Below are 12666 nucleotides of genomic sequence, written 5' to 3' on the forward strand. Positions count from 1 at the left end.
ACCACGCGCCCGTAACCACGCGCCCGTAACCACGCGCCCGTAACCACGCGCCCGTAACCACGCGCCCGTAACCACGCGCCCGTAACCACGCGCCCGTAACCACGCGCCCCTGAAATGGCGCACGCAGTGCGCATTTCAGGGGCGCGGGGAACTGCGCGACCAGCCCCCACCGGCGCGCACCCGACAACACTCGGCGCGAGAAACTCCCACCGGCGCGCAGCCGACACCGCCGCCTAGGAGTCCCGGCAGAGCAAGAGGAGCGCCCTGTCGTCGTTGACGTCCTTGGCCACCGCCTCGATGAGGTGCCACGCCGCCCCGTGGAAACCACCCTGCACATAACGGTCGGCCTCCCCCGTCAACCGGTCCATACCTTCGGAGATATCCCGCTCGGAGGTCTCCACCAGGCCGTCGGTGAAGAGCATCAGGACATCGCCGGGGCGCAGCGTGCCCTTCGTCGCGTCGAAGTCGGCGCCGTCGTAGACACCGAGCAGCGGGCCCTCCGCGGCCTTCTCCTCCCAGCGGCCGGTGCCGGCGCTGAGCTGGAGGCCCGGCGGGTGACCGGCCGAGTAGAGCTCGTAGTCGCCGGATTCCAGGTCGAGGACGAGGTGGATGGAGGTCGCGAAGCCCTCGTCCCAGTCCTGGCGCAGCAGGTAGCCGTTGGCGGCGGGGAGGAACGCGTGCGGCGGGAGCGAGCCGAGGAGGCCGCTGAAGGCTCCGGCCAGGAGCAGGGCGCGCGAGGCCGCGTCCATGCCCTTGCCCGACACGTCGGTGAGGACGACCTCCAGGGTGCGGCCGTGGTTCGTGCGGGCCGCGACCACGAAGTCGCCGGAGAACGACTGGCCGCCGGCCGGCCGCAGCGCCATCTCACGGTGCCAGCCCGGCGGCAGCTTCGGCAGCCTGCTCTGGGTACGGATCCGCTCGCGCAGGTCGAAGAGCATCGTGCCGCCGCGCCGCCAGGGCACCCCGACGCGGCTGCGGAACTGCGCTATGAGCAGGCCGAAGAAGCCGCAGGCCGCGACCGTGAGGACCGTACCGGGGGTGACGCCCGCCGCGCGCTCCGAGTAGGGGCCGAGTTGTACGGACTCCACGATCAGCGCCACGGCGGCGGCCGCGTACAGACCGAGCAGGCTCGCCGGGCGGAGCACCAGGCCGCCCGCGACGATCGGCAGGACGAGGACGGTGGGCGTGCACCAGACCGGGTCGAGGATCGTGCACAGGGTGATCAGGGGGATCGTGAGCAGCAGTGCGGCCAGCGCGATCCAGTCCGAGCCGTCGCCCCGGAAGTAGTCGACACCGGATTTGCGCACGGCTGTGCGGACCCGGTGCACACGCATCCTCAACCGGGCCGGAAACGTCTCTGCTGCCGAGCGCTGCTTTCGCGCGCGCCGCTCTCGTCGTACCGCCATTGCTCGTGGACCTTATCCATCGGGCCCGGGCCTGTGCACGGGTGGTCCCGGTTGTCCCCCTTTCCGGGCACACCCGGGGATACGGCACAGGCTCGGCACAGGCTCTTAATTCGCTCGCTCTTGTCCCGCTTGCCCTGCTAGGCATGGCCTATGACGACCGACGTGCGCGTGCTGCGCCAGGACGAGTGGGAGCGCTGGTACGCCAGGCTCGAGCTGGCCTTCGGCGGGGTGGCCGAGTCGCCGCAGGAGCGGCGGTTGTGGGACGACCTGACGGAGGTCGCCCGCTCGATCGGGGTGTGGGACGGCGAGGAGTGCGTGGGCACCGCGGGCGCCTTCTCGTTCCGGGTCTCGGTGCCGGGCGGCGCGTTCGTGGAGGCCGCGGGCGTGACGATGGTGAGCGTCGCCGCGACGCACCGCAGGCGCGGCATCCTCACGTCGATGATGCGTCGCCAGCTCGACGACGTACGGGCCTGGGGCGAGCCGCTCGCGGTACTGACCGCGTCCGAGCCGGCGATCTACGGCCGGTTCGGCTACGGCATCGGTACACGGCAGGCGTACCTGAGCATCGACTCCTCACGGGTACGGATCGACGCCCCGGCCGGGGCGGACGACGTGCGGCTGCGGTTCGTCGGTGTGGCCGAGGCCGCCGAGCGGTGCGAGGCCGTGTACCAGCGCGTGATCGGCACCCGGCCGGGGATGCTCGCGCGGGGGCCCGGCTGGGAGCGGCTGCCGCTGCTCGACCCGCCGGAGGAGCGGGGCGGGGCGTCGCCGTTGCAGTGTGTCGTCGCCGAGCGGGACGGGGAGACCGTCGGCTTCGCCCGCTTCCACAACAAGCCGGAGTCGGACTGGGCGGTGCCGCACGGCCGCATCCAGGCGCGCGACGTCACCGCGCTCGACCCGGCGGCGTACGGGGCGCTGTGGCGGTTCCTGTGCGACATCGACCTGACGACGACGGTGGAGGCGCGCAACCGTCCGGTGGACGATCCGCTGCTGTCGATGGTCTCCGACATCCGCCGGTGCGGGGTGCGCGTGCGGGACTCGATGCACGTACGTCTGGTGGAGGTGGGGGCCGCCCTCGAAGCGCGTACGTATCTCACGCCCGTGGACGTCGTGTTGGAGGTCGAGGACGCCTTCTGCCCCTGGAATCAAGGGCGTTGGCGGCTGTCCGGCGACGCGAAGGGTGCGTCGTGCGAGCGCACCGGGGAGGCCGCCGATCTCGCCCTGTCCGTACGGGAGTTGGGCGCGGCGTATCTCGGCGACGTGTCACTGGCCGAGTTGGCCGGGGCGGGGCGGGTGCGCGAACTTCGGCAGGGGGCGCTCACGGAGGCGGCGGTGGCGTTCGGGTCGCCGGTCGCGCCGTGGCTTCAGCACGGGTTCTGACAGGCAGGTTGGCAGGACGGGCACCAGAAGAGGTTGCGGGCCGCCAGTTCCGCTCTGCGGATCTCGGTGCCGCACAGGTGACAGGGGTGCGGCGCGCGCCGGTAGACGTAGACCTCGCCGCCGTGGTCGTCCACGCGCGGCGGGCGGTTCATCGCCTCCGGGGCGTGCTCGGGACGGACCGTGTCGATGCGGTTGGCGCGGACGCCGTCCCGCATCAGCATCACCAAGTCGTCCCAGATCGCGGTGAGTTGGGCCTGCGTGAGGTCCTTGCCCGGGGTGTACGGGTCGATTCCGTGCCGGAAGAGGACCTCGGCCCGGTAGACGTTGCCGACGCCCGCGATGACCTTCTGGTCCATGAGGAGCGCGGCGATCGTCGTACGGCTGCGGTTGATCCGCGCGTAGGCCCTGGCCGGGTCGGAGTCGGGGCGGAGCGGGTCCGGGCCGAGGCGGTCGTGTATCGCCTGCTTCTCGGGGTCCGTGATCAGGGCGCAGGTCGTGGGGCCGCGCAGGTCCGAGTAGTGCGTGTCGCTGCGCAGGCGTAGGCGGACCGTGTCGGTCGGGGGTGGGGCCGGTGTCTCGCCCAGGGTGTATTTGCCGAAGAGGCCCAGGTGGATGTGGATCCAGGAGGCGCCGAACTGGAGGAAGAGGTGTTTGCCGTGGGCTTCCGTGCCGGTCATTTTCTGGCCGGTGAGGAGTGCTGCCGCGTCGGAGAACTTGCCCTGGGGGCTGGTGACCTGGGTTTTCCGGCCCATGAATCGCTCGGCGTGGTCTTGGGCCAAGCGGTGGATGGTGTGGCCTTCCGGCACGGCCGTTGTTCTCCTCGGGTTCACGGGGGTTGCTGTCCTGGGGCTCTGCCCCAGACCCCGCTCCTCAATCGCCGGAGGGGCTTGATGGGTGCCAAGCCCCTCCGGAGGGGTCAGACCTGCGGAGAGGCTTGATGGGTGCCAAGCCCCTCCGGAGGGGTCAGACCTGCGGAGGGGCTTGATGGGTGTCAAGCCCCTCCGGAGGGGTCAGACCTGCGGGTGGTGCGGCGGGATCGCGGGGAGGTTGCCCGTTTCCTCGTAGGCCGACAGCATGTCGATGCGGCGCTGGTGGCGCTCTTCGTTCGAGTACGGGGTGCTCAGGAAGATCTCGACGAACTTCGTCGCGTCCTCCTCGCTGTGCATCCGGCCACCGATGGAGATCACGTTCGCGTTGTTGTGCTCGCGGCCGAGCGCCGCGGTCTGCTCGCTCCAGGCGAGGGCCGCACGGACGCCCTTGACCTTGTTCGCGGCGATCTGCTCACCGTTGCCGGAGCCGCCGATCACGATGCCGAGGGAGTCCGGGTCCGCCGCCGTCTTCTCCGCGGCGCGGAGGCAGAACGGGGGGTAGTCGTCCAGGGCGTCGTAGATGTGGGGTCCGCAGTCGACGGGCTCGTGGCCATGGGCCGTGAGCCATTCGACCAGGTGGTTCTTGAGTTCGTAGCCGGCATGATCCGAGCCGAGGTACACGCGCATGGTTCCGAGTGTGGCACGCCGCGCGCCGGGTAGCCGCGTCCGGGGGCCGAACCATGGTCATCCGGAAGTAAGGGCGGCGTGAGGACCGCGTAATGAAGACAACAATCCGGAGTCAGGTCTTCCGTCCCGCACACTTCTGCGCTTTGAATGCCAGGGCTCGTACCCCGAGAACCTAAGGATCCGTTCATGACTTCGCAGTCATCCCTTGCGACGGAAGACACCTCGCCCGGCGGCCCCGAAGGGTCAGGCGGCGCCGGTAATGGCGGCGGCCTTCAGGCCGGGCTGAAGAACCGGCATCTGTCCATGATCGCCATCGGCGGTGTGATCGGCGCGGGACTCTTCGTCGGGTCCGGCTCCGGTATCGCGGCGGCGGGGCCGGCCATCCTGATCTCGTACGCCCTCGTCGGCGCGATGGTCGTCCTCGTGATGCGGATGCTCGGTGAGATGGCGGCGGCCCGGCCGACCTCCGGCTCCTTCTCCGCCTACGCCGATCAGGCGCTCGGCCGCTGGGCCGGGTTCTCCATCGGCTGGCTGTACTGGTTCTTCTGGGTCGTCGTGCTCGCCGTGGAGGCGACCGCGGGGGCCAAGATCCTGAACGGCTGGGTGCCGGGCGTTCCGCAGTGGGGCTGGGCGCTGATCGTGATGATCGTGCTCACCGTCGTGAACCTGGCGGCCGTCGGCAGTTACGGCGAGTTCGAGTTCTGGTTCGCGGGGATCAAGGTCGTCGCCATCGGCGCGTTCGTGATCATCGGTCTGCTCGCCGTCTTCGGCGTGCTGCCGGGCTCCGACAACCCGGGCAGCGGGTTCGGACATCTGACGGATTCCGGCGGCTTCTTCCCCAAGGGGCCCGGCGCGATCCTGACCGGTGTGCTGATGGTCGTCTTCTCCTTCATGGGCAGCGAGATCGTCACGCTCGCCGCCGGTGAGTCCGAGGACCCGCAGAAGGCCGTCACCCGGGCCACCAACTCGGTGATCTGGCGGATCGGCATCTTCTACCTCGGCTCGATCTTCGTCGTGCTGACCCTGCTGCCGTGGAACGACGCGTCGATCCTGAAGGACGGCTCGTACGTCGCCGCGCTCAACTCCATAGGCATCCCGCACGCCGGGCAGGTCATGGACGTCATCGTGCTGACGGCCGTCCTGTCGTGTCTGAACTCCGGGCTCTACACCGCCTCCCGGATGGCCTTCTCGCTCGGGCAGCGCGGGGACGCGCCGAAGGCGTTCGCGAAGACCACCTCGCGGGGCGTGCCGCGGACCGCGATCCTCGGCTCCGTCGTCTTCGGATTCCTCGCCGTGTGGTTCAACTACCAGTGGCCGGACACCGTCTTCAACTTCCTGCTCAACTCCTCCGGAGCGGTCGCGCTGTTCGTGTGGCTCGTCATCTGCTTCACGCAGTTGAAGATGCGCGCCATCATCCTGCGCGAGCAGCCGGAGAAGCTCGTCGTGAAGATGTGGCTGTTCCCGTATCTGACGTGGGCGACGATCGCGATGATCTCGTTCGTGCTCGTCTATATGTTGACGGACGACGCCGGGCGCGAGCAGGTGTTGCTGTCGCTGCTGGTGGCTGCGCTTGTTGTCGGTGTCTCGCTTGTACGGGAACGGGTTCAGCGGGTGCGGTGATTCTGCGGGCCTGCTGGAGTGCGGGGTTCGGGGCTCTGCCCCGGGCCCCGCTCCTCAATCGCCGGAGGGGCTCGGGTTACCCGGCCCCAGCACCGTGAAGGTTTTTTTCACCTGCTCGTACGTCGCGCGGGCCCGGGTCTCCACCTGTGGCTGGTACCACGTTCCTATCTGGTAGGACTGGTTGCCCTGCTCGAAGCCGAGCAGTTCCGCGTGCCAGCGCTTGCCCTTGAGGGTGAAGAGGTACTCCCAGACCACCGCGGGGTGGCCCCTGAAGGTGGCCCGGTTCAGCCGGATCTTCTCGTAGTCCTGGCCCTGATGGGCGTCGACCTCCGCCTTCTTCCAGGTCGCCAGAAGGTCGTCCTTCGCCAGCGCCGACTGGGCCACCAGTTCCTGCGTGCCGTCCGGTGACGTGTAGTGCACCTCGGACGCCGTTTTCACCACCCGCTCCCAGCCGTTCGGCGGCACCCAGGCGTATCCCGCCTCGCGGCGCGAACCGGGCGGCAGGGACGGGGAGGTGGTCGGCGCGCGTGATGTGCCCTCGACCGTGGGCGCGTGGGACGCGGGCGTCGAGGCGCCCGCGTCCTGGTTCGCGCCGTCCGAGCCGTTGCCCGGCAGGGTGAGGGCGAGGGCCGTGGCGACGCCCGCTGCCAGCACTCCCCCGGCGGCGAGCAGGGTGACACGGCGACGCTTCGGCCGTGGGAGGGCCGGGGCGGGTGGGTCGGCCGGAGTGGGTGGGGCCTGCGGTGGCGCCGCCGGGCGGGCCGGGCCGTGCACGCCCACGTCGAGCGTGGGGGTCCTGTGGTGCCACTCCGAGGCGGGGTCGTCGGAAGCCGGTGCCTGTGCCGGAGCCGGGGCCGGGGCCTGCGCCGAGGCCGGAGCCGAGTCCTGAGCCGGAACCGGGGCCTGAGCCGGAACCGAGTCCTGAGCCGAGGCCGAGGCCGGTGCCGGAGCCGGAGCCTGCGCCGAGGCCGGAGCCGAGTCCTGAGCCGGAACCGGGGCCTGAGCCGGAACCGGGGCCGGTGCCGAGGCCGGGGCCGGTGCCGGAGCCGGGGCCTGCGCCGAGGCCGGAACCGAGTCCTGAGCCGAGGCCGAGTCCTGAGCCGAGGCCGGTGCCTGAGCCGAGGCCGGTGCCTGAGCCGAGGCCGGTGCCTGTGCCGGTCCCGGAGCTGGGCCCGGAGCCGGAGCCGGTCCCGGAGCCGGAGCCGGAGCCGGAGCCGGAGCCGGTCCCGGAGCCGGAGCCGGCCGCGGGGTGAGGGCTCGCAGGATCGCGTCCAGGTCGGGGCGGTCCTCCGGCTCCTTCGCCAGGAGGTCGGCCAGGAGCGGGCACAACCTGCCTGCCTCGGGCGGTAGTTGGGGCTCCTCGTACAGAACGGCGTGCAGCGTCGCGAGGGTCGTGTCGCGGCTGAACGGGGAGCGGCCGCCGAGCGCCGCGCACAGGGTCGCCCCGAGGGACCACAGGTCGGAGGGCGGGCCCTGCGGGCGGCCCGAGATCCGCTCGGGCGCCATGTAGTCGGGCGAGCCGACGAGCATGCCGACCATGGTGAGCGCCGTGGCGTCCTGGATCGCCGCGATACCGAAGTCGGTGAGCATGACGCGGCGCCGCCCGACCCGTTCGAGCATGACGTTGCCCGGTTTGATGTCACGGTGCAGGACGCCGCCGCCGTGCACCGGGCGCAGCGCCTCGGCGAGGCCCCGGCCGATCTCCGCGACCGCGTCCACGTCCAGCGGGCCGTCCTCGACGAGGACCTGCTCCAGGGAGCGGCCGTCGACGAGCTCCATGACGATCCACAGGCGTTCGCCCTCGTCCACCACGTCGTACACGCGCACCACGTTGGGATGGTCGATGCGGGCCGTCGCGCGGGCCTCGCGCAGGGTGCGCTCGCGGCGGGTGCGGGCGTCCTCGGGGTCGAGCCCGTCGATGCGCATCTCCTTGACGGCGACGGGCCGGTCCAGCATTTCGTCCACCGCGCGCCACACGCGCCCCATGCCGCCCTGGCCTATGTGTTCGTCCAGGCGGTAGCGCGCTGCCACCATCAGGCCCCGGACGCCTCCACTCGCATTTCCTGGCAATCGACTGCACCCCCGAAACACAAAAGTGACACTTCGCGCCGTCCCAGCATAGTGCGGAGAAATCTTGTGGTACCTCTTCAAGTACTGCGAATTCGGACGCAGTTGGGGAAGCACAGGAAAGACCCAGGGGGACGAACATGAGTTCAAGGCGGCACGTCAAAATTGCCGGTTCACTGCTTACCGCGACGATCTCGACGGTACTGATTCTGCCTTTCGCTGCTGTCGCTGACGACGCGCCCGGTCCGGGGAGCGGCGAGGGCGGCAAGGCCATGGACAAGGCACCCGCAGGCGTGGAGCTGACCACGAGTCTTTCCGAGAAGATCACGGTCGACAACTCGACCAAGGAAACGAACAATCTCGTCGCCGGCGTCACCAACAAGGGCAGCAAAGAAAGTGGTAAGGCCAATCTGCTTGTCGTCGGTTTCGACGGAATGGTGATCAAGGATGTGCCGGGGTGCTCGGCGATCACCGAATCGAAGCTGCCGAAGGGATCGAACAGCGGATTCACCTGCGCGATCGACCAGCTCGCGGCCGGAAAGTCCAAGAGCTACAAGGTGGCCGCGACCTTCGACCTCGCGAAGACGGGAAAGGTCTGTCTGCCGGTGACGAGTTCCGACGGCAAGAAGACCTTCTGGCAGCAGGGGCCCGTGCCGTTCGGCACGACAAGTCCCTCGCCGAACGCGCCCGTGACACCGCTGCTGCTCGGCACCGAGAACAAGCCCGCCGCCCCGGCCGGGGACAAGAGCGGCGGCACGGGTGACGACAAGGGCGGCGGCAAGGAAGGGGGCGGCCAGGAGACCCTGCCGTCGACCGGTCCCAGGGACGACGTGCTGCCGCTCGGCGCGACGGGGGCCGCGCTGCTCGCCGCCGGAGGGGCGGGCCTGTGGTGGGCGACGCGGAAGCCGACCGCGACGCGCTGAAAAGCTGACGGCACCTGTCAGGTTATGCGGGCACAGTACGTGCCATGACGACGCATGACGACAGCTCCCCCGGCGGTTCCGCGGACGCCACTGCCGACACCTCCTCCGTGCTCGCGTTCCGGCCGGGCGACCCCGGTTACGCCGACGAACTCGCCGGATTCCAGACCGGGTTCGCTCTCCGGCCCGACGTGATCTTCGCGGCGGCCACCGCGGACGACGTGGTGGCCGCCGTGCGGTACGCGGCGGCCGCAGGGCTGCCGGTCGGCGTCCAGGCCACCGGTCACGGTCTGCCGGGCGACGCCGAGGGCGGGGTCCTCATCAGCACGCGCCGGATGGACGAGGTCGCCGTGGATCCGGCGGCCCGCACCGCGCGCGTCGGCGCGGGGGCCCGCTGGGGCGCCGTCGCGCAGGCGGCCGCGGAGCACGGCCTCGCCCCGCTCAACGGGTCGGCGCCGAGCGTGGGCGCCGTCGGCTACGTCCTGGGCGGCGGACTCGGCATCCTGGCAAGGGAGTTCGGCTACACCGCCGACCACGTACGGGCCGTCGACGTGGTGACCGCCGCCGGCGAGGTCCGGCACGTCACCGCCGACAGCGACGCCGAACTCTTCTGGGGCCTGCTCGGCGGCGGCGCCAACCTCGGCGTGGTGACCGCGCTGCGGGTGGACCTGGTGCCCGTGACCCGCCTGTACGGGGGCTTTCTCGCCTACGACGGGCGGGCCACCGACCCGGCGGACATCTTGCGCGCGTACACAGAGTGGACGGCGACCGTGCCGGACACCCTCACCTCCTCGCTCGCCGCGCTCGTCTACCCGGACCTGCCGATGCTGCCGCCGCATCTGCGCGGGCAGTACGTGGTCTCGGTGCGGGTCGCGTTCACCGGCGGCGCCGAGGAGGGCGAGCGTCTTGTGGCCCCGTTGCGGACGGAGCTCGGGCCCGCCGTCACGGACACCCTGCGCGAGATGCCGTACGGCGAGAGCCACACGATCCACAACGACCCGGACTTCCCGCACGCGTACTACGGGGACAGCGTGTTCCTGAGTGAGCTGGACGTCGCCGCCGTCGCCGAGCTGTTCACCCTGTCCGGGCCCGCGGCCGACGCTATGCACGTGGTCCAGCTCAACCACCTGGGCGGCGCCCTGTCGCGGCCCGCGCCGAACGCGGTGCCCTACCGGGACGCGGGCTGGCTGGTGCGGATCCTGTCGCCGCTCGACGAGTCCGCCGGGGCCAAGGACGCCGCGCGGGCTCATCAGACGCGGGCGTTCGGCGCCGTCGCGAAGGTCTCCGTCGGGCGGTCCCTCAATTTCACCTTCGGCGGCGGGGACCGTACGGAAGGGCTGTACGACGCCGGTACGCGGAAGAGGCTCGCCGATCTGAAGGCCGCGCACGACCCGGCGAACCTCTTCCGGAGGAACTACAACATCAGCTAGGTGCTTACTTGTTGGCGAACTTCCAGGCGGTGGGCAGCGCGCCCATCGCCAGGGCCGCCTTCAGGGCGTCGCCGATGAGGAACGGGGTGAGGCCCGCGGCGATCGCCGCCGTCAGGCTCATGCCGGTGGAGAGCGCCAGGTACGGGACGCCGATCGCGTAGATGATCGCCTCGCCGAGCAGCATCGTGCCCGCGGTGCGCAGCGCCGAGCGGTCGCCGCCGCGGCGGGCGAGCGAGCCCACGACGGTCGCGGCGAGCAGCATGCCGAGCACGTAGCCGAACGACGGCATCGCGTAGCCCGAGCCGCCCTCGGCGAACCACGGCAGGCCGGCCATGCCCGCGAGCGCGTACAGGGCGATCGAGAGGAAGCCGCGGCGGGCGCCGAGCGCGGTGCCGACGAGGAGCGCGGCGAAGGTCTGCCCGGTGACCGGCACCGGCGAGCCGGGCACGGGGATCGCTATCTGCGCGGCGATGCCGGTGAGGACGGCGCCGCCGATGACGAGCGCCGCGCTCCTCGCGACGACGGCGGCCTTGGTGCGGGAGGCGGGGAGGAGGTCGGCCAGGACCTTGCCCGGGCGGGCGACTGCTGCGGTGGCGGTGACGGTGCTCATGGGGACTCCGCGTTCTGAAGGCGCCTTGGGGGCGGGCGGGCAAGGTGGGACTCCGTGACGCTATCCCAGGCGAGTTGAGCCGATCACGGTCGCCGGTCGACAAAGGCTCGGGCCGGGTGTTGGTGGACTCCGTACAAAGGGACGCCTGTACACATCGCCCGGGGTGATGCTCATCACTGACGACACGGGCAGTCAGGGGCCATTTTGCGGTGAGGGGCGCCTGCCGGGGAGACTGTAGGTTCCCGCCAATCCCTTTGTGAGCCCGAGAGCCGGCTGAGCCTTTTATGCACGACCAAGTCCCCTCCGCGGAACCGCTCTCGGGCGGGCTCAAGCAGCGCCATCTGACCATGCTCGGTCTCGGCGGTGTCATCGGCGCCGGCCTGTTCGTCGGGTCGGGGGCCGGGATCGCGGTCGCCGGGCCCGGGATCGTCGTGTCGTATCTGATCGCGGGCGCGCTCGCGATGTGCGTGATGCGGATGCTCGGCGAGATGTCGGCGGCGATGCCCGCGTCCGGCTCGTTCTCGGTGCACGCGGAGCGGGCGCTCGGGCGGTGGGCCGGGTTCAGTGTGGGCTGGCTGTACTGGTTCCTGCTGGTCGTCGTGTTGGCCGTCGAGGCGACGGGCGCCGCGCAGATCGCGAACGGGTGGGTGCCGGGGATTCCGCAGTGGGCGTGGGTGCTGCTGTTCATGGTGGTGTTCACCGCGACGAACCTGGCGTCCGTGCGCAACTTCGGCGAGTTCGAGTTCTGGTTCGCGACGCTCAAGGTCTGCGCGATCATCGCGTTCCTGGTTCTCGGCGCCCTGGCGATCTTCGGGGTGCTGCCCGACACGGATCCCGTGGGCCTCACCCATCTCACGGGTGACGGCGGGTTCCTGCCGCACGGCTGGCGGGGCGTCGTCTCCGGCGTCCTCGCGGTGATCTTCGCCTTCGGCGGCCTGGAGGTCGTCACCATCGCGGCGGCGGAGTCCGACGACCCGGTGCGCTCGGTGGCGCGGGCGGTGCGCAGCGCGGTGTTCCGGATCCTGTTCTTCTACGTCGGTTCGATGCTGGTCATCGTGACGGTGCTGCCCTGGACGGCGCAGAAGGCGGGCATCAGCCCGTATGTCACCGTCCTCGACTCCATCGGCGTCCCGTCGGCGGGCCAGATCATGAACATCGTCGTCTTCGTGGCGCTGCTCTCCGCCCTCAACGCCAACCTGTACGGCTCGTCCCGCATGATCTTCTCGCTGGCCGAGCGCGACGAGGCACCGAAGGCGCTGCTGAAGGTGGGCGGCGGTGTGCCGCGCCGGGCGGTGCTCGCGTCGGTGGCCTTCGGCTTCGTCTCCGTCCTGCTCAATCTGGAGTGGCCGGACACGGTCTTCCTCTACATGCTCAACTCGGTCGGCGCGGTGCTGCTGTTCGTGTGGGCGTTGATCGCGGCGTCCCAGCTGCGGCTGCGGCGCCGTCTGGAGGCCGAGGCGCCCGAGCGGCTGGTGCTGAAGATGTGGGCGTTCCCGTGGCTGACCTGGGCGGCGCTCGCCGCGATGGCCGTGGTGTTCGGGCTGATGCTGACCGACGACACGGCGCGGCCGCAGTTGCTGTGGTCGACCGGGGCGACGGCCGCGGTCCTCGTGGTGGCGGGTGTGCGGGAGCTGCGCGCGCGGCGTGTCTGATCCTTCACGCGGCGTCGACACGGCCGTCGCGGGGTGTGAGCGTCGTGTCCGTATAGCGGAAACGTATTCCCATTAAGTGGGGTGC

10 protein-coding genes are annotated in these 12666 nt (G+C 70.7%); 5 read left to right on the forward strand and 5 right to left on the reverse strand.

Going from position 1 to position 12666, the window contains the following annotated elements:
* Nucleotides 1-233: 233 nt before the first annotated feature.
* Entirely contained in the window at nt 234-1406 is a 1173-nt protein-coding gene (locus ACIREE_RS31705) for a PP2C family protein-serine/threonine phosphatase (RefSeq protein ID WP_404159794.1), read from the reverse strand.
* 150 nt (nt 1407-1556) lie between these two features.
* Between ACIREE_RS31705 and ACIREE_RS31710 the strand changes: the two genes are divergently transcribed.
* Nucleotides 1557-2786: a GNAT family N-acetyltransferase gene (locus ACIREE_RS31710; protein ID WP_404159797.1), complete on the forward strand. Its 1230-nt coding sequence runs from the start codon at nt 1557-1559 to the stop codon at nt 2784-2786.
* Here the strand turns inward: ACIREE_RS31710 and ACIREE_RS31715 are convergent.
* Together ACIREE_RS31715 and ACIREE_RS31720 are read right to left on the reverse strand one after the other, a co-directional pair.
* Complete coding sequence (locus ACIREE_RS31715) at nt 2771-3592, reverse strand: Fpg/Nei family DNA glycosylase (RefSeq protein WP_404159799.1); 822 nt, start codon at nt 3590-3592, stop codon at nt 2771-2773. The two genes, ACIREE_RS31710 and ACIREE_RS31715, sit on opposite strands and share 16 nt — an antisense overlap.
* Before the next feature lie 204 nt (nt 3593-3796).
* Nucleotides 3797-4282 carry a ribose-5-phosphate isomerase gene (locus ACIREE_RS31720; RefSeq protein ID WP_404159802.1) on the reverse strand — a complete coding sequence of 162 codons (486 nt, stop codon included), beginning with the start codon at nt 4280-4282 and terminating at the stop codon, nt 3797-3799.
* Nucleotides 4283-4468: 186 nt separating this feature from the next.
* Here ACIREE_RS31720 and ACIREE_RS31725 point away from each other — a divergent pair, with 186 nt between their 5' ends.
* Nucleotides 4469-5902, forward strand: coding sequence for an amino acid permease (locus ACIREE_RS31725; RefSeq protein ID WP_404159805.1), 1434 nt, complete (start codon nt 4469-4471; stop codon nt 5900-5902).
* 54 nt (nt 5903-5956) lie between these two features.
* On the opposite strand, the gene ACIREE_RS31730 is transcribed toward ACIREE_RS31725, so the two are convergent.
* Nucleotides 5957-7936 carry a serine/threonine-protein kinase gene (locus ACIREE_RS31730; RefSeq protein ID WP_404159808.1) on the reverse strand — a complete coding sequence of 660 codons (1980 nt, stop codon included), beginning with the start codon at nt 7934-7936 and terminating at the stop codon, nt 5957-5959.
* Nucleotides 7937-8109: 173 nt separating this feature from the next.
* Between ACIREE_RS31730 and ACIREE_RS31735 the strand changes: the two genes are divergently transcribed.
* Complete coding sequence (locus tag ACIREE_RS31735) at nt 8110-8892, forward strand: hypothetical protein (RefSeq protein WP_404159811.1); 783 nt, start codon at nt 8110-8112, stop codon at nt 8890-8892.
* 44 nt (nt 8893-8936) lie between these two features.
* On the forward strand, nt 8937-10319 hold the full coding sequence (locus ACIREE_RS31740) for an FAD-binding oxidoreductase (protein ID WP_404159814.1): 1383 nt from the start codon (nt 8937-8939) through the stop codon (nt 10317-10319).
* 4 nt (nt 10320-10323) lie between these two features.
* Here the strand turns inward: ACIREE_RS31740 and ACIREE_RS31745 are convergent, their stop codons facing one another.
* Nucleotides 10324-10929: a biotin transporter BioY gene (locus ACIREE_RS31745; RefSeq protein WP_404159817.1), complete on the reverse strand. Its 606-nt coding sequence runs from the start codon at nt 10927-10929 to the stop codon at nt 10324-10326.
* Between the two features lie 284 nt (nt 10930-11213).
* Between ACIREE_RS31745 and ACIREE_RS31750 the strand changes: the two genes are divergently transcribed.
* Nucleotides 11214-12581, forward strand: a complete 1368-nt coding sequence (locus ACIREE_RS31750) for an amino acid permease (protein ID WP_404159820.1) — start codon at nt 11214-11216, stop codon at nt 12579-12581.
* Nucleotides 12582-12666 lie beyond the last annotated feature (85 nt).

Source organism: Streptomyces sp. NPDC102467, assembly GCF_044765445.1.
Classification (GTDB): Bacteria; Actinomycetota; Actinomycetes; order Streptomycetales; family Streptomycetaceae; genus Streptomyces.

What these genes read in the sequence shown, in the direction of transcription:
- ACIREE_RS31705 (WP_404159794.1), bottom strand. Translation starts at nt 1,406, where the DNA reads ATGGCGGTACGACGAGAGCGGCGCGCGCGAAAGCAGCGCTCGGCAGCA.
- ACIREE_RS31710 (WP_404159797.1), top strand. Translation starts at nt 1,557, where the DNA reads ATGACGACCGACGTGCGCGTGCTGCGCCAGGACGAGTGGGAGCGCTGG.
- ACIREE_RS31720 (WP_404159802.1), bottom strand. Translation starts at nt 4,282, where the DNA reads ATGCGCGTGTACCTCGGCTCGGATCATGCCGGCTACGAACTCAAGAAC.
- ACIREE_RS31725 (WP_404159805.1), top strand. Translation starts at nt 4,469, where the DNA reads ATGACTTCGCAGTCATCCCTTGCGACGGAAGACACCTCGCCCGGCGGC.
- ACIREE_RS31730 (WP_404159808.1), bottom strand. Translation starts at nt 7,936, where the DNA reads ATGGTGGCAGCGCGCTACCGCCTGGACGAACACATAGGCCAGGGCGGC.
- ACIREE_RS31735 (WP_404159811.1), top strand. Translation starts at nt 8,110, where the DNA reads ATGAGTTCAAGGCGGCACGTCAAAATTGCCGGTTCACTGCTTACCGCG.
- ACIREE_RS31740 (WP_404159814.1), top strand. Translation starts at nt 8,937, where the DNA reads ATGACGACGCATGACGACAGCTCCCCCGGCGGTTCCGCGGACGCCACT.
- ACIREE_RS31745 (WP_404159817.1), bottom strand. Translation starts at nt 10,929, where the DNA reads ATGAGCACCGTCACCGCCACCGCAGCAGTCGCCCGCCCGGGCAAGGTC.
- ACIREE_RS31750 (WP_404159820.1), top strand. Translation starts at nt 11,214, where the DNA reads ATGCACGACCAAGTCCCCTCCGCGGAACCGCTCTCGGGCGGGCTCAAG.